General features: G+C 49.5%; 20 protein-coding genes. 18 read left to right on the forward strand and 2 right to left on the reverse strand.

Features of this window, described 5'->3' with window-relative positions:
* The first annotated feature begins 21 nt into the window (after positions 1–21).
* The 4 genes from rsgA to spoVM all read left to right on the forward strand — a co-directional run bounded on the left by rsgA (position 22) and on the right by spoVM (position 2,730).
* Positions 22–903 (forward strand): ribosome small subunit-dependent GTPase A, encoded by an 882-nt coding sequence (gene rsgA, locus FGB90_RS02335; RefSeq protein WP_138808962.1) that lies wholly within the window; start codon positions 22–24, stop codon positions 901–903.
* A gap of 2 nt (positions 904–905) precedes the next feature.
* Positions 906–1,556, forward strand: a complete 651-nt coding sequence (gene rpe / locus FGB90_RS02340) for a ribulose-phosphate 3-epimerase (RefSeq protein WP_138808963.1) — start codon at positions 906–908, stop codon at positions 1,554–1,556.
* A gap of 329 nt (positions 1,557–1,885) precedes the next feature.
* Positions 1,886–2,533 (forward strand): thiamine diphosphokinase, encoded by a 648-nt coding sequence (locus FGB90_RS02345; protein ID WP_138808964.1) that lies wholly within the window; start codon positions 1,886–1,888, stop codon positions 2,531–2,533.
* Positions 2,534–2,649: 116 nt separating this feature from the next.
* On the forward strand, positions 2,650–2,730 hold the full coding sequence (gene spoVM / locus FGB90_RS02350) for a stage V sporulation protein SpoVM (protein ID WP_138809942.1): 81 nt from the start codon (positions 2,650–2,652) through the stop codon (positions 2,728–2,730).
* 201 nt (positions 2,731–2,931) lie between these two features.
* On the opposite strand, the gene rpmB is transcribed toward spoVM, so the two are convergent.
* Positions 2,932–3,120, reverse strand: a complete 189-nt coding sequence (gene rpmB / locus FGB90_RS02355; protein WP_138808965.1) for a 50S ribosomal protein L28 — start codon at positions 3,118–3,120, stop codon at positions 2,932–2,934.
* Positions 3,121–3,391: 271 nt separating this feature from the next.
* Between rpmB and FGB90_RS02360 the strand changes: the two genes are divergently transcribed.
* From FGB90_RS02360 to rnc, 12 genes are all read left to right on the forward strand, one after another.
* Positions 3,392–3,754: an Asp23/Gls24 family envelope stress response protein gene (locus FGB90_RS02360; RefSeq protein ID WP_110517592.1), complete on the forward strand. Its 363-nt coding sequence runs from the start codon at positions 3,392–3,394 to the stop codon at positions 3,752–3,754.
* Between the two features lie 23 nt (positions 3,755–3,777).
* On the forward strand, positions 3,778–5,463 hold the full coding sequence (locus FGB90_RS02365; RefSeq protein ID WP_171051668.1) for a DAK2 domain-containing protein: 1,686 nt from the start codon (positions 3,778–3,780) through the stop codon (positions 5,461–5,463).
* Between the two features lie 18 nt (positions 5,464–5,481).
* Positions 5,482–6,336 carry a DegV family protein gene (locus FGB90_RS02370; protein WP_138808966.1) on the forward strand — a complete coding sequence of 285 codons (855 nt, stop codon included), beginning with the start codon at positions 5,482–5,484 and terminating at the stop codon, positions 6,334–6,336.
* A gap of 175 nt (positions 6,337–6,511) precedes the next feature.
* Complete coding sequence (gene sdaAB, locus FGB90_RS02375) at positions 6,512–7,174, forward strand: L-serine ammonia-lyase, iron-sulfur-dependent subunit beta (RefSeq protein WP_138808967.1); 663 nt, start codon at positions 6,512–6,514, stop codon at positions 7,172–7,174.
* 13 nt (positions 7,175–7,187) lie between these two features.
* On the forward strand, positions 7,188–8,069 hold the full coding sequence (gene sdaAA, locus FGB90_RS02380) for an L-serine ammonia-lyase, iron-sulfur-dependent, subunit alpha (RefSeq protein ID WP_138808968.1): 882 nt from the start codon (positions 7,188–7,190) through the stop codon (positions 8,067–8,069).
* Positions 8,070–8,080: 11 nt separating this feature from the next.
* A complete protein-coding gene (gene recG / locus FGB90_RS02385; RefSeq protein WP_138809945.1) occupies positions 8,081–10,111 on the forward strand; it encodes an ATP-dependent DNA helicase RecG in 2,031 nt (676 codons plus the stop codon).
* Positions 10,112–10,316: 205 nt separating this feature from the next.
* Entirely contained in the window at positions 10,317–10,910 is a 594-nt protein-coding gene (fapR, locus tag FGB90_RS02390; protein ID WP_138808969.1) for a transcription factor FapR, read from the forward strand.
* Positions 10,894–11,898 (forward strand): phosphate acyltransferase PlsX, encoded by a 1,005-nt coding sequence (gene plsX / locus FGB90_RS02395; RefSeq protein WP_138808970.1) that lies wholly within the window; start codon positions 10,894–10,896, stop codon positions 11,896–11,898. Before fapR ends, plsX begins: the two co-directional genes overlap by 17 nt.
* On the forward strand, positions 11,891–12,835 hold the full coding sequence (fabD, locus tag FGB90_RS02400; protein WP_138808971.1) for an ACP S-malonyltransferase: 945 nt from the start codon (positions 11,891–11,893) through the stop codon (positions 12,833–12,835). Before plsX ends, fabD begins: the two co-directional genes overlap by 8 nt.
* A complete protein-coding gene (fabG, locus tag FGB90_RS02405) occupies positions 12,836–13,579 on the forward strand; it encodes a 3-oxoacyl-[acyl-carrier-protein] reductase (protein ID WP_138808972.1) in 744 nt (247 codons plus the stop codon). It abuts the gene before it with no gap.
* A gap of 64 nt (positions 13,580–13,643) precedes the next feature.
* Positions 13,644–13,877, forward strand: coding sequence for an acyl carrier protein (gene acpP / locus FGB90_RS02410; protein WP_110517611.1), 234 nt, complete (start codon positions 13,644–13,646; stop codon positions 13,875–13,877).
* Positions 13,878–14,000: 123 nt separating this feature from the next.
* Positions 14,001–14,765, forward strand: coding sequence for a ribonuclease III (gene rnc / locus FGB90_RS02415; RefSeq protein WP_138808973.1), 765 nt, complete (start codon positions 14,001–14,003; stop codon positions 14,763–14,765).
* A gap of 88 nt (positions 14,766–14,853) precedes the next feature.
* On the opposite strand, the gene FGB90_RS02420 is transcribed toward rnc, so the two are convergent.
* The gene (locus FGB90_RS02420) at positions 14,854–15,087 is read right to left on the reverse strand and encodes a DUF1128 family protein (protein ID WP_246056023.1); all 234 of its coding nucleotides are present in this window, start codon (positions 15,085–15,087) and stop codon (positions 14,854–14,856) included.
* 744 nt (positions 15,088–15,831) lie between these two features.
* Here FGB90_RS02420 and smc point away from each other — a divergent pair.
* Both smc and ftsY read left to right on the forward strand, forming a co-directional pair.
* Positions 15,832–19,401, forward strand: a complete 3,570-nt coding sequence (gene smc, locus FGB90_RS02425; protein ID WP_138808974.1) for a chromosome segregation protein SMC — start codon at positions 15,832–15,834, stop codon at positions 19,399–19,401.
* A gap of 14 nt (positions 19,402–19,415) precedes the next feature.
* Complete coding sequence (gene ftsY, locus FGB90_RS02430) at positions 19,416–20,420, forward strand: signal recognition particle-docking protein FtsY (RefSeq protein WP_138808975.1); 1,005 nt, start codon at positions 19,416–19,418, stop codon at positions 20,418–20,420.
* The last annotated feature ends 50 nt before the right edge of the window (positions 20,421–20,470 follow it).

Here is a 20,470-nt window from a genome sequence, read left to right on the forward strand (position 1 = left end):
CCAAAAATCTGGGAGGTACCAATGAAAGAAGGCCGGATTATTAAGGCACTGAGTGGCTTTTATTACGTGGAAAATGAAGAAGGCGTCTTCCAGTGCAGGGGGCGCGGGAATTTCAGGAAAAGGAAGATCACGCCTCTCGTAGGGGACCGTGTGACGTTTGAAGCGGAAAATAAGACGGACGGATATGTTCTTGACGTCCATGAACGGGATAATGAGCTAGTTCGTCCGCCTATTGCCAATGTGGAACAGGCAGTACTCGTATTTTCCGCCCAGGAACCGGATTTCAGTCCGCAGCTGCTGGACAAGTTCCTGGTTCATGCAGAGGCAAATGAAATTGAACCGCTCATCTGCCTGTCTAAGATTGATCTTCTGGACGATGAGACAGAGTTTTCACTGGAGGATGTCGAGAAGCTTTACAGGGAAATCGGTTACAGTGTCCTCAGTACATCTATTTATGTGGATGAAACAATTCAGATGCTGAGGCCTTACCTTCAGGAACGGGTTTCTGTTTTTGCCGGCCAATCGGGAGTAGGTAAATCATCTCTCCTGAATGCGCTTAAGCCTGAGCTGAAACTCGAAACCGCCGAAATTTCAAGACACCTCGGCCGCGGAAAACACACGACCCGCCATGTTGAACTGATCCCGGTGGAAAACGGGTATGTTGCCGACACGCCGGGCTTCAGTTCACTTGATTTTCAGGGTATTACTCCTGAAACACTGGCAGTATGCTTCCCTGAAATGGAACAGCTGTCCAGTGAATGCCGTTTCCGCCAGTGTACGCATGTAAACGAACCATCGTGTGCAGTTAAGGATGCAGTGGATCAGGGGGAAATTGCCTCTTCCAGGTATGAGCATTACGTACAATTCAGAGAAGAGATTCAAAATCAGAAGCGGAGGTACTGACTGTGACTAAAATTGCACCATCCATCCTGTCTGCTGACTTTGCCAGACTTGGGAATGAAGTAAAAGATGTTGAACAGGGAGGCGCCGATTACATTCACATTGATGTAATGGACGGCCATTTTGTTCCGAATATCACAATTGGCCCATTAATTGTAAAGGCTGTGCGTCCGGTGACGGAACTTCCTCTGGATGTTCATCTTATGATTGAAAATCCGGACAAATATATACCGCAGTTTGCCGAAGCAGGTGCGGATATTATCTCCGTGCATGCTGAAGCCTGTCCCCACCTGCACCGTACAGTACATATGATCCGGGAACACGGGGTTAAACCGGGTGTCGTTCTGAATCCGGCCACCCCTGTTCAGGCGATCGAACATATTGTGGAAGACGTGGATCTGATCCTGCTGATGACAGTTAATCCGGGGTTCGGTGGTCAGTCGTTCATTCACTCGGTTGTACCCAAGATCAGGCAGGTAAAAAAGCTTTGCGAACAGGCAGGGCGTCCTGATATGGAAATTGAAATTGACGGTGGAGTTAACGCGGAAACGGCACGGCTCTGCGTGGAAGCAGGTGCGAATGTGCTGGTGGCCGGATCTGCTGTTTATAACCAGGAGGACCGGAAGGCTGCGATTGAACAGATCAGAGGCCGATAACGGGAAAAGGCGAGGCTGGGACATAAAGAAAGTGTTTAGATTAGAATCCGAACAAAAAGCTGACAAGCAAATGAAATATTCGCCGACTCCTGCCGGAGGAAAAGCGCAGGTGAGACCCCTGAAGCAGCGAAGCGCGCGGATGCTCAGCCGCTTCCCGCGGAAAGCGGCGTATATTTCAGGATTGATTTTCAGCATCGCATATTAATTGTTCGGAATTTTCCTCTGTAAAAACACTTCTGTCCCAGCCTCGTCTTTATTATTTGGCGGGAATCCGGCGAGTGAGGATCTATTTGTCTCATAACTTAAAAAAGGATGGAGGTTCAGTAATAATGGATATTGTTATCGTTGCAGGCGGACCCGAAGATTACCTCCCTTCATTCACCGGGTTAAAGAAAAAACACCGTGGTGCAGTATGGGCAGGCGTTGACAGGGGCACCTTCCACCTCCTGAAAGCCGGTATCACCCCCTCCTATGCCTTTGGTGATTTCGATTCTGTGTCTCCTGAAGAACGGGAATGGATAAACAGAACAGCGGCAGAGCTTGCTGTCTACCCCGGCGAGAAGGACGAAACCGATCTTGAACTTGCCCTGAACGCCCTGGCGTCTGCAGAAGGGGACGGGGATATATGGATCTACGGGGCAACAGGGGGGCGCCTTGACCACCTCCTTGCCAATGTTCAGCTGATGTTAAAAGGACTGGAAGTTAAAAGAAACCTGATCCTTGCAGACCGTCAGAACTGTGTAAGGCTTCTTGAGCCGGGAAGCTATACGGTCACGACAGAAATGCCGTACGTCTCCCTCATCCCCTTTACCCGGGAGGTGAAGGGCATAACGCTGACTGGCTTTAAATATAATGTAGCAGATATGGGGCTGAGTGCAGGAGAGAGCAGGGGAGTGAGCAATGAACTGCTGGAAACCCGGGGGTTTCTCTCCTTCAGAGAGGGGCTTCTCCTGCTCCTTGAAACAGGCGACGGATAAAAAACCGGTACTATTTTCTGGGTTGTGAATATACTTGTAATAACGAAGCACGTCATTTTCCATTCATTTATCACTGATAACAGATAAGGCGGGAACTCAATCAAGGAGGGGGAACTATGAAATTCTATACGATTAAACTGCCCAAGTTTTTAGGCGGGGTTATCCGGGCAATGCTGGGAACGTTTAAGAAAGAATAGTCAATGTGTACGGCTGAACTGTTCAAGAAGGACGGAGGAAGATTGCTGCTGGGCAAAAACCCTCCTTTTTGAACCCGCATTCTCTTATCGGACATAAACGGACATACGAAAAAACGGTGCCCCAGGAGGCACCGTTTTTTTGTATGTACACGCATCATGAGATTTCAAAAACCCGGGCGGACCCGGGTTTTGTCAATTTCATTATACGCGCTGAACTTTTCCGGATTTCAACGCTTTAGCGGATACGTATACGCGCTTTGGTTTACCGTTAACGAGGATCCGTACTTTCTGTACGTTGGCACCCCAGCGGCGCTTCGTTGCGTTCAAAGCGTGTGAGCGTTTGTTACCGGAGCTTGGTCCGCGGCCGGTTACGACACATTTACGTGACATAGACTTTCCCTCCTTCATGAAAACAAACCACAGTAAGTTTCATCTGCAATAAATACTAATAAATCTTAGCATACCGATTTTCATAATTCAAGTGTTCAAATCAGTTTATCAAGGAAAATCTCTTTACACCATATAAAGAGGCGGTGTAGAACAGGGATTGAAGGGGAATAGGGAGTAAAATGGAGAAATTGCAAGGTTTTCTTTCAAAATAGGGGAGAGTATAGTAAAATGACGATAGCCTGTAGGGCAAAACCAAAAGGAGGCTTTTGGCATGACGATCGAAATGAAGACAAATTACGGAAACATTGATGTATCAAGAGACGTTGTGGCTGTGATCGCAGGCGGTGCAGCTATTGATTGTTACGGTATAGTCGGTATGGCATCACAAAAGCAGCTGAAAGACGGCATTACAGACCTTTTGGGAAAAGAAAATCTGAGCAGAGGTGTCGTTATTCGGGAAGAAAATGACGAAGTGCAGATTGATATGTACATAATTGTAAGCTACGGCACAAAAATCTCTGAGGTTGCCCATAATGTGCAGTCTAAAGTGAAATATCAGCTTGAGCAGATGCTCGGACTGGTCGTGGATTCTGTAAACATCTTTGTGCAGGGTGTGCGGGTAACCAATCCATAGGTCCAGAGTTAGGAGGAACATCAGTGAGTAACGAAGCAATTAAAGGAAAGAAATTTGCCCAGATGATTATAGAAGGTGCAAATAACCTGTCAGACAACTCCAAGGCAATTGATGCCCTGAATGTTTTTCCCGTGCCCGACGGGGATACAGGTACAAATATGAACTTAACCATTACATCCGGTGTAAAGGAAGTACGTGCTTCTTCTGAGGATCATGTGGGAAAAGTGGCCGGCGCATTTGCAAAAGGGCTGCTCATGGGGGCCCGGGGTAATTCCGGAGTTATTCTGTCCCAGCTTTTCCGCGGTTTTTCAAAATCCGTGGAAGGCAAGGAAGTCCTGTCCGGAAAAGATCTGGGGAAAGCTTTCGAACACGGGGTGGAGATGGCTTACAAGGCCGTAATGAAACCGGTTGAAGGCACGATCCTTACGGTTGCGAAAGATGCAGCACGGACGGGGGTTCAGAAGTCTGAAACGACTGAAGATGCTGTTGAAGTGATGAGCGCTGTGCTTGAAGAAGCAAAGGAATCCTTAAAACGGACGCCTGATCTTTTACCGGTTCTTAAGGAAGTCGGCGTTGTGGATTCGGGCGGTCAGGGACTTGTCACGATCTACGAGGGATTCCTCGCAGTACTGAAAGGGGAAAAAGCGTCTTCCACCATTCAGCAGAGCCCTTCAATGGACGAGCTCGTTAAAGTAGAGCATCATCAGTCCGCTCAGAGTCACATGGCCACAGAGGATATTGAGTTCGGCTACTGTACGGAAGTAATGGTGAGGTTCGAAGCCGAGAAAACCAATGAAAACCCTTACAATGAAGACGCTTTCCGTAATAAGCTGAGCGAATACGGTGATTCTCTTCTGGTCGTATCGGATGAGGATCTACTTAAGATTCACATTCATGCAGAGCATCCGGGGCATGTCATAACGGAAGCCCAGAAGTATGGAGGGCTGACTCACGTTAAGATTGAGAACATGCGCGAACAGCACACCACCATTCTTGAAGATGAGATGAAAAAGCAGGATTCTGCCGCCGGCCGCCGGCCTGCAGCCGAAAAACAGGAATATGCAGTGATTACGGTAGCAATGGGTGAAGGAATTGCCTCACTCTTTAAAGGCCTTGGGGCCGGAGGTGTCATTCAGGGTGGACAGACAATGAATCCTTCCACTGAAGACTTCGTAAAAGCAATTAAGGAAGCCAATGCTGAAAAAATCATACTTCTTCCAAACAACTCAAACATCGTGATGGCCGCACAGCAGGCTGATGATGTTGTGGAGGAGAAAGTGACTGTAGTCCCATCCAAATCAGTACCTCAGGGACTCGCGGCGCTGCTTGCCTTTAACCCTGCAGCTTCACTTGAGGAAAACGGTGAAGCCATGACCGGAGCTATGGCGGACGTGAAAACCGGGGAAGTTACGTATGCTGTACGTGATACCAGTTTAAATGGTACGGCGATTAAGAAAGGCGACTTCATGGGTATTGAAGGAAAAGAGATAATTTCAACCGGCCCTTCAGTTCAGGAAGTAGCCCGGGAGCTGCTTGTCCGGATGGTGGATGAAAACAATGAAATCGTAACGATTATTACAGGTGAGGACCGGGAAGAGGAAGAAGCAGAGGAACTGGCATCCTTCCTGGAGGATAAATACGAGGATATTGAGGTTGAAATTCATAAGGGAGACCAGCCACTGTACTCCTACATTATTTCCGTAGAATAAAAATTAGGGGCTGATTGTGTGGGAAACGTTAAGGTTGTTACAGATTCAACAGCGGACCTGCCGCAGGGACTGATCGAGGCACTTAATATCTCGGTCGTACCACTGAAAGTTCATTTCGGAAGCGACACATATGAAGACGGGGTAGACCTCAGTCCGGATGAGTTTTACGAAAAACTCGGCAACTCCGAACTTATGCCAAGCACATCCCAGCCAACCCCTTTCCAATTTGAGGAACAGTACCGCTCATTTGCGGAGGACGGTTATTCGTCCATTATTTCGATTCATCTTTCATCGAGGCTGAGCGGAACATATCAATCTGCCGTGATTGCTTCACAGGAGCTTGAAGGTGAAGTGGATGTTACGGTCGTTGATTCAAAAAAAGCCTCCTATGCGATTGGCATCATCGTTACTGAAATCGCCCGGATGGCAAAGGATGGAGCAGGAAAAGACGAATGTCTTGCCCGTCTGGATGAACTTCTTTCGAACACAGCTGTTTATTTTATGGTTGATACACTGGAGTATCTCGAAAAGAACGGTCGGATCGGGAAGGCTTCGGCTGTTCTCGGTTCACTTCTGAAAATCAAGCCGATACTCTCCCTCAACGGGGAAGGGGAAGTGTATCCTGCAGATAAGGCCAGAGGTTCCAAAAAAGCAGTATCAAAGATAATTGCCGAGCTCGAAAAGGCAGCCGGCGGCAGTCCGGTTCATATAGGTCTATCCCATGCACGCGCAGAGCAGGCTGCGGAAGACCTGGCTTCCAGGGCAAAGGAACACCTGGATGTACGATCCACGGTCATAACAACGATCGGTCCTGTCATCGGGGCTCACGTGGGTCCGGGCACTGTTTCCATCTCGGTTATGAAAGCTGACTGATATAAAAAATCCTGCCTGTAAAGGGAGGATTTTTTATATGCATCACTGTCAGCGTTTCCATGGACGGGGACATAGTGTTTTTCACTGTGATTTGTTACGATAGAGACAAATACGGAATAATAGAACGTGCCTCCTCGGCGGACCGGGGACGGGCACGCAGAGGAGGAGAGGCACCATGAAATTCCGAAGTGTTTTTGATATTATCGGTCCGGTAATGGTAGGACCTTCAAGTTCCCATACAGCCGGAGCAGCACGAATCGGCCTGGTGGCACGTCACCTGTTTCAGACAGAGCCGGAGCGGGCCGACATACACCTTTACGGTTCGTTTGCCAAAACCTATCAGGGGCATGGCACGGACGTGGCACTCGTTGGGGGGATTCTCGGATTCGATACTCACGACACCCGTATTCCGGAAGCGATAAAACTTGCAGAGGAACGGGGAATCAAAGTGACATTTATAGAGGAAGAAGACGAGCACGATCATCCGAATACCGTGAAAATCCGTCTCGGGAAAGGAAAAGAACAGATGGAGCTTATGGGCATATCCATTGGCGGCGGGAAAGTGGAAGTAAAGGAGCTGAACGGCTTCAAGCTACGGCTCAGCGGAAACCACCCTGCCATTCTCGTTGTCCATAATGACCGCTACGGTGCGATTGCGTCTGTTTCAGCACTTCTGGCAGAAAACGAAATTAATATCGGTCATATGGAAGTGTCGAGAAAAGATAAAGGGAAAGAGGCTCTTATGGTCATTGAAGTGGATCAGAATGTTGATGAAGAGCTGCTCGCTGAAATTGGTACCCTTGCTTCAATCGAAAAAGTAACGAAAATTCATGACTAGGGAGGGACAGTCAATGTTTCATAACGTCAAAGAACTGCTGGAAATCACAGAGAAACGAAACATTCCCATTTCCGAGGTGATGATTGAACAGGAAATGGAGATCCACAACCGGACACGGGAAGAAGTCATTGCCCAGATGGACCGGAACCTCACTGTCATGGAACAGGCGGTTGAGCGGGGGATTAAGGAACAGGTCAAGTCTGTTTCCGGCCTTACGGGAGGAGCAGGCAAAAAGCTTTATGAGTATATCCAGACCAATGACACGCTTGCGGGCCCGCTTCTCCTCGATGCGGTGGCAAAGGCAATGGCCACAAACGAAGTGAATGCAGCTATGGGAACGATCTGTGCCACACCGACAGCAGGTTCCGCCGGCGTAGTTCCGGGTGTCCTGTTCAGTCTTAAGGAAAAACTGAAACCGGAACGGGAAGATATGCTCCGTTTTCTTTTTACGAGCGGGGCATTCGGATTTGTAGTGGCAAACAATGCGTCAATCTCTGGGGCAGCAGGGGGATGTCAGGCTGAAGTGGGATCCGCCGCCGGCATGGCTGCAGCAGCAGCCGTTGAAATGGCAGGGGGCACTCCGAAACAGAGTGCTGAAGCCATGGCAATTACACTTAAGAACATGCTCGGACTTGTCTGCGACCCTGTTGCAGGCCTGGTGGAGGTACCATGTGTAAAACGTAATGCAGCCGGTGCTTCAAATGCCATTGTCTCAGCAGATCTCGCACTTGCGGGTATTGAAAGCAGAATCCCTGCAGATGAAGTAATCGACGCCATGTACCGGATCGGACAGACAATGCCGTCAGCTCTGAGAGAAACCGCTGAAGGGGGGCTAGCGGCGACACCGACAGGCCGGCGTCTGCAAAAGGAAATCTTCGGTGATAAGCCGCGCTGACCGTGAAGCTGATGCAGCCGGTAAGTGAAGTTAAGGGAGTGGGAGAACGCTCGGCAGAGCTTCTCGCCTCCCTGAGCATACATACAATTGGAGATCTCCTTGAACACTTTCCGTTCCGGCATGAAGACTATGCAGTCCGGCCGCTGGAGGAAATTGCCCACGATGAACGGGCAACAGTGAGAGGAATCGTTCACAGTGAACCCGCACTCCGGTTTTACGGAAAAAAGAAATCACGACTTACAGTCCGTCTCCTTGTGGACGGTCTTCTTATTCAGGCTGTTTTTTTCAACCAGCATTATCTGAAATCCAAGTTCGTCCTTGGAGAGGAAGTGGTCGTAACAGGTAAATGGGACCGGAACCGCGCCCAGCTGACACCTGCAGTTATGACAGCAAAAAAGCAGGCAGAAGAACAGGGGCTTGACCCTGTTTATCCGCTGAAGGGCGATCTGAAAATGTCTGCACTGAAAAAGTGGATCAGAGAAGCGATGGATCTCTGCGGCAGTGAAATTGAAGAAACGCTCCCTGAACAGCTGATCAGAGCCTATAAACTGATGGAGCGAAAGGAAACGATCAGGCAGCTCCATTTTCCTTCCTCCCCGGAGAGCCTTAAACAGGCAAAAAGAAGGATGGTATATGAGGAGCTGCTTCTTTTTCAGCTGAAAATGCAGACCTTCAGGAAGCAGGAGCGGGAACAGACGGAAGGGCAGAGCCGGCAGTTTGCCGATGAAGATGTGGAGGCGTTTGTGAAGCGTCTCCCGTTCCCTCTTACCGGAGCTCAGGAGAAGGTGAAAAATGAGATACTGAAAGATCTGCGTTCCGGCTACAGAATGAACCGTCTTCTCCAGGGGGACGTGGGCTCGGGTAAAACGGTAGTCGCTGCCATCGCCCTTTTTGCCTGTGTCAGAGCAGGGTTTCAGGGAGCACTGATGGTGCCGACTGAAATTCTTGCGGAGCAGCACGCCGAATCTCTCCAGTCGCTTCTCGCTTCTGAAGGGATTACGGTGAGACTTCTATCAGGCAGTTCACGGGTTAAGGAGCGGCGAGAAATCCTTGGGGACCTTGCTTCGGGAAAAACGGATATTCTCATCGGCACCCACGCACTCATCCAGGATGGAGTGGATTTTCAGAACCTCGGTCTCGTAATCACTGACGAACAGCACCGGTTCGGTGTGAACCAGCGCAGAGTTCTCAGGGAAAAGGGGCTGTTTCCCGATGTTCTGTTTATGACGGCCACTCCTATCCCCCGTACACTTGCAATCTCGGTCTTCGGCGATATGGACGTATCTGTGATCGATGAAATGCCGAAAGGGCGTAAACCAATTGAAACCTACTGGGCGAGACCTGATATGTTTGCCCGTGTCCTTGCTTTTATGGAAAAGCAGATGCGTGCAGGGCATCAGGTTTATGTGATCTGTCCTTTGATCGAGGAATCGGATAAGCTGGATGTACAAAACGCGATTGATATCCATGCAAAGCTTACGGAAGCCCTCCCTGACTTCGCCTGCGGGCTGATGCACGGAAGACTCGACCCGGAGGAAAAGGATGAAGTGATGAAGGCCTTTGCCGAAAACCGGACCCGTCTCCTCGTCTCCACTACAGTAGTGGAGGTTGGTGTAAACGTTCCAAATGCTACCCTGATGGTAATTTATGATGCCGAACGTTTCGGACTCGCACAGCTTCACCAGCTGAGAGGGAGAGTCGGGAGAGGGAGTGAACAGTCGTACTGCATCCTGCTTGCCGACCCGAAGTCAGAAACAGGGAAAGAACGGATGCGTGTGATGACGGAGACAAACGACGGATTTGAACTTTCCGAACGTGATCTCGAGCTTCGCGGTCCCGGGGATTTCTTCGGCCGTAAACAGAGCGGGCTGCCGGAATTCAAGGTTGCCGACCTTGTTCATGACTACCGTGTTCTTGAAGTGGCCAGGCAGGATGCGGCCAGGCTTGTGGAATCAGATGCTTTCTGGACATCAGGGGATTATAAAGGTTTGAGGGACTGGCTTGAAAAAGAAGGCGTGTTTGAAATGGAGCGTCTGGACTGACGGGGCAGATCCGCTGTTTTCCCTGTCCTGTAACCTCTCTCTCCGCCGTATTTCCGGCAGTGTACAGACGCCAGGCTGGATCAATGAGGGGTTTATTTATTTACTTGAAAACTGCAACCGGCAATTATATACTACTGTTAGTACCTAGTCATATAAATAACCTATGATTCCATTTAGGAGTTACTGTCTGGAAGTGAATATATAGATGAAACTGTCAAAAAAGGACCGGCAGCCCAAACTGAAGGAAGAGATTGAAAAGAATCCGTTTGTCACGGATGATGCACTTGCCGACTCCTTTGGTGTCAGTGTGCAGACAATCAGGCTCGACCGGCTTGAACTGAATATACCTGAAGTAAGAGAACGGATAAAAGACGTTGCAAGGCAGCAGTACGATACTGTAAAAGCTCTTGCCCTTGAAGAAGTTATTGGTGAAATGGTGGATCTCGAGCTTGATGAGTATGCCATATCCATCCTCGATATCCGGGAAGAACACGTGTTTTCCCGTACAGGCATTGCAAGGGGCCACCACCTGTTTGCCCAGGCGAATTCCCTCGCTGTGGCTGTAATTGATGACGAACTTGCCCTTACCGTAAAATCAAGCGTTTCCTTTAAGAGACAGGTGAAACAGGGTGAGAGAGTTGTAGCCAAAGCGGTGGTAACAGGAATCAGGGAAGGCCGCACATATGTGGAAGTCAGCAGTTACGTGGAACAGGAACTCGTTTTTTCCGGAGAGTTTGCCATGTTCCGCCAGCCGTATTCAGAGGAAAAGGAAGGAGATCGCAATGAAACTGGCAATTGACGCGATGGGAGGCGACCATGCCCCAAAGGCTGTTATCGAAGGGGTGGAAAAAGCCCTTCGCACCTATGACGATCTTGAAGTTACGCTTTTTGGTGACTCGGAAAATATCCGCCAGTACATAAATGAAAACAGCAGAGTTGCTGTAGAGCATACAGATGAGATCATTTCAAGCACGGACTCCCCTGTAAGAGCGGTGAGAAGAAAGAAGAATTCCTCCATGGTCCGCGCTGTTCAGGAAGTAAAAGACGGACGGGCAGATGCGTCCATCTCGGCAGGTAACACAGGGGCTTATATGACGGCGGGGCTCCTTGTAGTAGGACGAATAAAAGGAATTGAGAGACCGGCCCTTTCACCTATGCTTCCAACACTGGGAGGGGATGGATTTCTTCTTCTTGATGTAGGGGCAAATATGGATGCGAAACCTTCCCACCTGGTTCAGTACGCCACAATGGGCAGCATCTACATGGAGAAGGTAAGAGATATTGAAAAGCCCCGCATCGGCCTGTTGAATGTCGGAGGCGAGGCCGGTAAGGGAAATGATCTGACAAAACACGTGTACCAGCAGCTGCAGCAGACAGAGCTCAATTTTGTTGGAAACGTGGAAGCGAGGGATCTGCTGGACGGTGCAGCGGATGTTGTCGTGTGTGACGGTTTTTCCGGTAACCTCGTGCTCAAATCCATCGAGGGAACGGCACTGTCCATGTTTTCCCTGCTGAAAGAAGAACTGACCTCATCCGTTAAGAACAAACTGGCAGCCGGCGTGCTTAAACCTTCTTTCAGGAAAATTAAACAGAAGATGGATTATTCCGAGTATGGGGGAGCCGGCCTGTTCGGGCTGAATGCACCTGTGATAAAAGCCCACGGGTCATCAGATGCACAGGGAATTTTCAGTGCAATCCGCCAGGCAAGAACAATGTATAAGGAAAATGTGGTCGATCTCATAGCGCAGGAGATCAGATCCGATAAGGAGGAACCGGGAAATGGGTAAAACAGCAGTGTTATTTCCAGGTCAGGGGTCCCAGAAAATCGGAATGGGACAGGAACTTGCAGACAAGTACGAACAGGCGGGGAGAATCTTTTCCGAGGCGGATGAAGCACTTGGGTTTTCACTCTCGGCCCTGATCTTCCAGGGTACCGAAGATGAGCTGAAACGGACGGAAAATACGCAGCCGGCTCTTCTGACAGCGAGTATGGCGATCTGGGAGGTTCTTAAGGAAAAAGGAATTAAAGCTGACTTTGCGGCCGGCCACAGTCTCGGAGAATATTCGGCTCTTGTGGCAGCGGGAAGCTTATCGTTCAAAGACGCCTGCCGTGCTGTCCGTAAACGCGGTCAGCTGATGGAGGAAGCTGTGCCTGCGGGGCAGGGAACAATGGCTGCGGTACTTGGCATGGAACGTGATGAGCTTGACAGAATTACAGCGGAAGTTTCACAGACTGCAGGTTCTGTTCAGGCAGCAAACTACAACTGCCCGGGCCAGATTGTCATTTCGGGATCGGCAGAAGGTGTAAAAGCAGCCGGGACTGCCCTTAAGGAAGCTGGAGCGAAGAGAGTTCTTCCCCTTAATGTGAGCGGGCCGTTTCATTCGGATCTGATGAAGCCGGCAGCGGAAAAGATGCAGTCCGAACTTGCAGATCTGACATTCAAAGACCCGCAGATACCTGTTATTGCCAATGTCACGGCGCGCCCTGCAGAAGGATCGGAGGAAATTGAAAAGCTTCTTGTGGAGCAGATCTATTCACCGGTTCTATGGGAGGACACGATCCGTACACTGGCAGATGAAGGTGTTGATACGTTTATTGAGGCAGGCCCGGGAAAAGTGCTGAGTGGTCTGGTGAAGAAAGTAAACCGCCGGGCGAAGGTGCTGCCTGTGTTTGACGAAGAGACGCTTATGGCAGCTGTAGAGACACTGAAGGAGGGGAACTAGATGCAGTTTGAAGGACAAAACGCACTTATTACAGGTGCTTCCCGTGGAATTGGCAGGGAAATTGCCATCCACCTTGCCAAAAACGGAGCCAATGTGGCGATTAATTATGCAGGCAGTGAGGAACGTGCTCTCGAAACAGCAAAAGAGTGCGAGAGTTACGGAGTGAAGGCGATCACTGTGCAGGCTAACGTAGCAGACGGAAAAGATGTACAGGATATGGTTAAAGTCGTTCTCGCTGAGTTTGGCAGTCTTGAGATCCTTGTAAACAACGCAGGGATTACAAAAGACGGTCTTGTGATGAGGATGAAGGAAGAGGATTTTGAATCCGTTATTGATATCAACCTTAAAGGTGTGTTTAACTGTTCCAAGGCGGTAACCCGTCAGATGATGAAGCAGCGTTACGGAAGAATTATCAACATCTCATCTGTGGTCGGTGTGCTTGGAAATGCAGGACAGGCAAACTACGTGGCGAGTAAGGCCGGCGTGCTCGGACTTACCAAGTCTCTTGCCAGGGAGCTGGCAAACCGGAACATTCATGTAAACGCGGTTGCTCCCGGATTTATTGAGACGGACATGACTGATGCCCTCAGTGACGAGGTAAAAGAAGCTATGCTTGGCCAGATTCCGCTGGGCAAGCTGGGATCCGCTTCCGATGTTGCCCAGGTGGTCACCTTCCTTGCAGGTGAAGGGGCCGGCTACATGACCGGACAGACGCTTCATGTGGACGGCGGAATGGTGATGTAACGCGAAAATGTACTGGTTTTGCAGACCGGATTATCCTATAATGACTTGAGAGGAGGTGAAAGACATGGCAGCGACACTTGATAGAATCGCCAAAATCGTTTCCGAGCGTCTTGGAGTTGACGAAGCCGAGGTTAAACCAGAGGCAACGTTTAAAGAAGATCTCGGTGCAGACTCCCTGGATGTAGTGGAACTTGTAATGGAACTTGAAGACGAGTTTGACCTTGAAATTTCCGATGAGGATGCTGAAAAAATTGCTACTGTTGGTGATGTAATCACTTACATAGACAATCAGAAATAACATTTACTGCAGTTTGCCTGAGATTCTGCTGCTGGTTTGGGACTCCCTGATTTTGTCCGCGCAGCACGCAGACTCAGGCTTTCATTAATCATCAACGAACTGGAACAACAGATGGGGGTACTCATGCAACAGTCGCGAAAAATCCGGAAAAAAGGGTTGAAACGGCAGCCCAGAAAGATTCAGATGTCCAAAGCACAGAAAACGAAGTACAATGAGTTTCTCCGGTCACTTGGATTTAACTTTGAAAACGAGGACTTATTTATTCAGGCTTTCACCCATTCATCCTATGTAAATGAGCACCGGATCCGTCCCCACGATGACAATGAAAGGCTCGAATTTCTTGGCGATGCGGTTTTGGAATTGGCCATCTCACAGTTTCTTTTTAAATCCTTCGATACAATGAGTGAAGGGGAGATGACCAAACTCAGAGCTGCCATCGTATGCGAACCGTCACTCGCAGCATTTGCAGGGGAGCTGAATTTCGGGGAGTATGTCCTGCTTGGCAAAGGTGAGGAAATGACCGGAGGACGTACCCGTCCTGCCCTGCTGGCAGATGTATTTGAATCCTTTGTAGGTGCTCTGTATCTTGATCAGGGTCTTGATGCCGTTTACCGCTTTCTGGAAGAGAACGTCTATCCGAAAGTGAAACAGGGTGCATTTTCCCACATGATGGATTTTAAAAGCCAGCTTCAGGAATTTATTCAGCGGGAAGGACACGGGCAGGTCCAATACCGGATTGTTAACGAAAAAGGCCCGGCTCACTGCCGTGAATTTGTAAGTGAAGTCTGGCTTGATGAAGAAAGTCTCGGCACTGGCACAGGACGATCAAAAAAGGAAGCTGAGCAGCACGCTGCCCAGCAGGCCCTTGAAAAACTGACCAGGGACTAAGTGCACAGAGTTTTGCAGATATAAAAAAACGGCTCCTTCCATTCCGGAGGGGGCCGTTTTGTCTGCATAAGGGCAGACGCGGTCGTACTTATTTTCTCATCTGGCCAAGTTCTGAAACAATGGCATCCATTTCATTCACACTGAAGCTGTTCCGGCTCATGACATGGGCATGAACTTCCTCCAGGTCGTCAAACTTATCCAGATCAAAGTCCTTCGCCTTAATCGCACCTGCATTGACAATCTGAAGTTTTTCCTTAATATCATCGAGCATTCTGTTTACCTGTTCCTCGGTTTTCATCGTGTCAGTCCTTTCCTGTTCCAAATCCTTATCATTTCCTATTCTAACATGGTTTCGTAATTTAACCACCTGCTGTTCCCGGTCATTCCAAATGGCAAACAGAGTGTGGTAAAATAGTAAAGTTACAAGCTTAAATAGCCTTACCCCTGAAGCGGGAAACGAAATTTCTAAACGAGAAGGAAAACATAAATTACTGCCCCGGCTGGCCACCCTCGCGGAAAGCGGGCGTAAGGGGTGAAGCGGGCTTCAATAGACAATTAAAAAAATATAATAGCGAAGCGGAACGACGGAAGCGAGACTCCTGCGGCAGTGGGCTGGCAGGGTGAGACCCCGCAGGGCACAGCCGCAGGAGGCTCAGCGCCACCGCCGCGGAAAGCGGGCGTAAGGCGTGAAGCGGAGCTTCGATAGAGAATGAAAATGGTATTTGAGCAAAGCGGAACGACGGAAGCGAGACTCCTGCGGCAGCAGGCTGGCAGGGTGAGACCCCGGAGGGCACAGCCCGAGTAGGCTCAGCACCACCGCCGCGGAAAGCGAGCGTAAGGCGTGAAGCGGAGCTTCGATAGAGAATGAAAATGGTATTTGAGTGAAGCGGAACGACGGAAGCGAGACTCCTGCGGCAGTGGGCTGGCAGGATGAGACCCCGGAGGGCACAGCCCGAGGAGGCTCAGCGCCACCGCCGCGGAAAGCGGGCGTAAGGCGTGAAGCGGAGCTTTTATAGAAAATGAAAAGAATAAAAAGCTAGTGGTATAAATAAAGAGGTGGATAGCATTGTTTTTAAAACGGCTCGACCTGGTCGGCTTTAAGTCATTTGCAGACCGGCTGTCAATAGATTTTGTTTCCGGAGTGACTGCTGTAGTCGGTCCAAACGGAAGCGGTAAAAGCAATATCTCGGACGGCATACGCTGGGTGCTCGGCGAACAGTCAGCAAAAAACCTCAGAGGCGGAAAAATGGAGGATATTATTTTTTCCGGCACCGATTCGAGAAAGCCGCTCAATATGGCGGAAATAACACTTACACTTAACAACGAAAACCAGCATCTGGCAATTGATTACAGCGAAGTCAGTGTAACCCGCCGCGTGTATCGTTCGGGAGACAGTGAATACCTGATTAACAACCAGACGTGCCGGCTGAAAGATATTATTGATCTTTTCATGGACTCCGGACTAGGCAGGGAATCTTTTTCCATTATCGGCCAGGGAAGAATAGAGGAAATTCTAAGCAGCAAGCCTGAAGAACGCCGGAAGATCTTTGAAGAAGCTGCAGGAGTATTAAAATACAAAACAAGAAAAGTGAAATCGGAAAAAAAGCTTGCGGATACACAGGACAACCTGAACCGCGTCGATGATATTCTCCACGAGCTTCACGGACAGGTGGAACCGCTCAGGGAACAGGCGGACATCGCCCGGGATTATCTGGACAAAAAAGCCGAACTGAAGGAAGTGGAGGTTGGGCTCTTCGTAAAGGAAATAGAAGAGCTTCACCGGAGATGGACGCAGGAAAAGGAAAACCTCGCATTATTTGAAAAAAAGGAAGCTGCCCTTCAGGCGGAAACGGCCGGTAAAGAGGAAGCAGCCGAGCAGTTCAAGCAGGATATCCAGGAATATGATGATTCAATCCAGAAGCTGCAGGAAATGCTTCTTTCGGCAAGTGAGGACCTCGAGAAAAAAGAAGGCCGGAAACAGGTATGGCAGGAGCGGAAAAAGAACTTTATCAGGAACAGGGAACAGTTCAGGGAGGAGATTGTGCGTCTCGGGCAGCAGAGTGAGGAACTCTCGGAGAAACTGGCCCGGAAAGAGGCGGAAGGGGAGCAGGCTCGGGAACAGCTCTCACAAACCCGCACCGATCTGGAACGAAACAGAAAAAAGCTTGAGGAGCTCAGCAGAAACAGTGAGCAGGAAATTGAACAGCTTAAAGCAGATTACATAGAATTTCTGAACGAAGCAGCTGCCTTAAAGAACGAAAAAAGGTATCTTGAAGACCAGCTCTCAAGACAGTCATTCAAGGAACAGAGACTCGAAACTGACAATAAAGGTCTTATTGAAAAACGGGAACAGCTGAGCAGGCAGAAAGGCGACAGTTCCCGCGCGCTTGAGGAGATCCGCCGCGAACTTGATTCGGCAGTCTCTTCTTTCCGCGGAAAACAGGCCCAGCTGGAAACGGATGAAAACAGTTACCGGCAGAAGGAATCCATGCTTTATGAAGCCTATCGGCACGTGGAGCAGCTCCGCTCAAAAAAAGAAATCCTTGAGGACATGCAGAACGATTATGCCGGGTTCTTTCAGGGGGTAAAAGAAATTCTGAAGGAACGTGACCGGACTTTCGAGGGGATCGAAGGTGCTGTGGCCGAGCTGATTGACGTCAAGCCCGATTATCAGACAGCAATTGAAACCGCCCTCGGTGCTGCACAGCAGCATGTGGTTGTCAAAGACGAAGTGACCGGACGCAAAGCGATTGCATGGCTTAAACAGAAGCGTCTCGGAAGAGCTACCTTTCTGCCGATGAGTGTAATAAAGCCCCGTAGTCTGAGCGACAGTGACAGAAGAGCACTTGAGGGGGCCCCGGGTTTTGCAGGAGTGGCAAAAGATCTTGTGAGCTATGATCACCGCTACGAAGGGGTGGCTGCACAGCTTCTCGGCAACGTCATTGTAGCCAAAGGGATGAAGGAGGCAACGGAGCTGGCAGGACTGCTCCGCTACCGTTACAGAGTGGTAACTCTTGAGGGTGACGTTGTCAATCCCGGAGGCGCCATGACCGGCGGAAGTTCGAACAGAAAGAAATCCCAGCTTCTTGGACGACAGCAGGAACTGGAGAGAGTTTCCTCAAAACTGGATAAACTGGAACAGGAAGCAGAATCCATACGGCAGGACCTCGCTTCACGCAAGGAGGTTCTTGCCTCAATCCGGGAGCAGATTAACAAAGCCAGAGCAGACGGAGAAGCACTCAGAGAGCGTGAGCACGAAGAAAAAGACCGGCTGCGGGAGTGCGAGACGGCAATCTCAAGCTTAAATGAAAGGCTTCGTATTTACGATCAGGAAAAAGATGAATATACGCGGGACCGAACCGAGCGGGAGCAGCGGTTCTCGGAGCTTGATGAAAAGATAGCAGAAGCGGAAGCCCAGACCGGGAAGCTCAATGAAAAAATCGCCAAAGCACAGTCAGCCAGGGAAGAGCAGGCTGTTTCGAGGGAAACGGTACAGAAAATCGTAACAGAACTTCAAATACAGGAAACGAAGGAAAAGGAGCAGCTTCACTATATAGAGGAAACGCTGAGTACAGTCCGGGAATCCTGGAAGTCGGTTACAGACGAACTGAACAGTAAGCAGCAGGAATATGATCAGCTCAGGAGCGAAATTGATTCGCAGGCTGATGACGGAAATACACTCGAGGAACAGATCGAAAAACAGCGTCACGAGAAGGAACGGACCATCCGTCTGATTGCCAGGCGCAAATCGGAACGGCTGAATATCCAGCAGGATCTCGACGATACCGAGCGGGAGCTGAAAGAACAGAAACGAATTGTGCAGCAGATGAATCATGCAGTAAAAGAGACGGAGATTGCTGCAAACCGGACCGAGGTTGAACTTGATAACCGGCTCTCAAAACTGGAAGGAGAATATGAGCTTACGTTTGAAGCAGCCCGGTCAGGGCATGCCATAGACCTGTCCATTGAAGAAGCCCGGACAAAAGTAAAGCTGATCAGAATGGGTATTGATGAACTCGGCACTGTCAACACAGGCGCGATTGAAGAATATGACCGTATAAAGGAACGGTACGATTTTCTTCTGGGGCAGAAAGAAGATCTTGAGTCGGCGAAAGCGACACTCGTTCAGATTATCGAGGAAATGGATGAGGAAATGATCCGGCGTTTCAGTGAGACATTTGATCAGATTCAGGGGCATTTCAGACAGGTCTTTGTACAGCTTTTCGGTGGCGGACGGGCCGATCTCGTTCTTACCAATGAAAATGATCTTCTCACTTCCGGTGTCGATATCGTGGCCCAGCCACCTGGGAAAAAGCTGCAGAACCTCGGCCTTCTTTCCGGAGGAGAGCGGGCACTTACCGCTATTGCACTCCTTTTTGCGATCCTGAAGGCAAGACCGGTTCCATTCTGTGTGCTGGATGAAGTGGAGGCAGCACTTGATGATGCCAACGTGGCACGCTTTGCCCAATATCTGAAGGAATTCAGCGGGGAGACCCAGTTTATAGTGGTGACCCACAGAAAAGGCACGATGGAGGAAGCGGACGTCCTGTACGGGGTGACCATGCAGGAATCCGGTGTATCCAGGCTTGTCAGCGTAAAACTTGAAGAAACGGAAGCCCTTGTAGGCGCCAACTGATTGGAGGAATTGACATGAGCTTTTTTAAAAAACTGAAGGAAAAAATCACTACTCAGACCGATTCTGTAACTTCGAAATTTAAAGACGGTCTGACAAAAACAAGGGATTCGTTTGTAGGCCAGATGAATGAGCTTGTTAAGGATTACCGGAAAGTAGACGAGGAGTTCTTCGAGGAACTTGAAGACATTCTGATTTCCGCCGATGTTGGTGTACACACCGTAATGGAGCTGATTGATGAACTAAGGGAGGAAGCGAAGCGTAGAAATATCAGTGAAGCAGAGGACATTCAGCCGCTTATCTCGGAGAAACTGGCGGAACTTCTTCAAAAGGATGATGAAGAAGGCGGTCTTAACATGCAGGAAAACGACATGACCGTTATTCTGTTTGTAGGTGTCAACGGAGTCGGCAAAACGACAACCATCGGAAAAATGGCTCATAAATTCAAAGAAGAAGGCAAAAAGGTCGTCCTTGCAGCAGGTGATACGTTCAGGGCAGGCGCCATCGAGCAGCTTGAAGTCTGGGGCGAACGTACGGGTGTGGACGTGGTGAAGCAGCAGGCAGGCTCCGACCCGGCCGCGGTGATGTATGATGCTGTACAGTCCGCCCGGTCAAAGAAGGCTGACGTGCTTCTTTGTGACACGGCCGGCCGCCTTCAGAACAAAGTAAACCTTATGAATGAGCTGGAAAAAGTGAAACGGGTGATCAGCCGAGAAATTCCAGATGCGCCTCACGAAGTGCTTCTCGTACTGGATGCCACTACGGGCCAGAATGCCATGAGTCAGGCAAAAACGTTTTCCAAATCCACTGATGTATCAGGAATTGTTCTTACGAAGCTTGACGGTACAGCCAAAGGCGGAATTGTCCTTGCTATCCGTAATGAGCTGGACATTCCCGTTAAATTCGTGGGGCTGGGCGAAGGATTGGATGACCTCCAGGAGTTTCAGGCAGACCAGTATGTGCACGGTCTGTTTGCCGATGTACTTAAGGAAGCCGAAGAAGCGGCCGAAAAAAGTGAATAAACAAGCGTCAAGATATTTTCTTGACACTCACCCTGCCGTCCTGTAATATT

It is taken from the genome of Alteribacter natronophilus (assembly GCF_006007885.1).
In the GTDB taxonomy this organism is placed as follows: Bacteria; Bacillota; Bacilli; order Bacillales; family Salisediminibacteriaceae; genus Alteribacter; species Alteribacter natronophilus.

What these genes read in the sequence shown, in the direction of transcription:
- rsgA (WP_138808962.1), top strand. Translation starts at nt 22, where the DNA reads ATGAAAGAAGGCCGGATTATTAAGGCACTGAGTGGCTTTTATTACGTG.
- FGB90_RS02345 (WP_138808964.1), top strand. Translation starts at nt 1,886, where the DNA reads ATGGATATTGTTATCGTTGCAGGCGGACCCGAAGATTACCTCCCTTCA.
- spoVM (WP_138809942.1), top strand. Translation starts at nt 2,650, where the DNA reads ATGAAATTCTATACGATTAAACTGCCCAAGTTTTTAGGCGGGGTTATC.
- rpmB (WP_138808965.1), bottom strand. Translation starts at nt 3,120, where the DNA reads ATGTCACGTAAATGTGTCGTAACCGGCCGCGGACCAAGCTCCGGTAAC.
- FGB90_RS02360 (WP_110517592.1), top strand. Translation starts at nt 3,392, where the DNA reads ATGACGATCGAAATGAAGACAAATTACGGAAACATTGATGTATCAAGA.
- sdaAB (WP_138808967.1), top strand. Translation starts at nt 6,512, where the DNA reads ATGAAATTCCGAAGTGTTTTTGATATTATCGGTCCGGTAATGGTAGGA.
- sdaAA (WP_138808968.1), top strand. Translation starts at nt 7,188, where the DNA reads ATGTTTCATAACGTCAAAGAACTGCTGGAAATCACAGAGAAACGAAAC.
- recG (WP_138809945.1), top strand. Translation starts at nt 8,081, where the DNA reads ATGCAGCCGGTAAGTGAAGTTAAGGGAGTGGGAGAACGCTCGGCAGAG.
- fapR (WP_138808969.1), top strand. Translation starts at nt 10,317, where the DNA reads ATGAAACTGTCAAAAAAGGACCGGCAGCCCAAACTGAAGGAAGAGATT.
- plsX (WP_138808970.1), top strand. Translation starts at nt 10,894, where the DNA reads ATGAAACTGGCAATTGACGCGATGGGAGGCGACCATGCCCCAAAGGCT.
- fabD (WP_138808971.1), top strand. Translation starts at nt 11,891, where the DNA reads ATGGGTAAAACAGCAGTGTTATTTCCAGGTCAGGGGTCCCAGAAAATC.
- fabG (WP_138808972.1), top strand. Translation starts at nt 12,836, where the DNA reads ATGCAGTTTGAAGGACAAAACGCACTTATTACAGGTGCTTCCCGTGGA.
- acpP (WP_110517611.1), top strand. Translation starts at nt 13,644, where the DNA reads ATGGCAGCGACACTTGATAGAATCGCCAAAATCGTTTCCGAGCGTCTT.
- rnc (WP_138808973.1), top strand. Translation starts at nt 14,001, where the DNA reads ATGCAACAGTCGCGAAAAATCCGGAAAAAAGGGTTGAAACGGCAGCCC.
- ftsY (WP_138808975.1), top strand. Translation starts at nt 19,416, where the DNA reads ATGAGCTTTTTTAAAAAACTGAAGGAAAAAATCACTACTCAGACCGAT.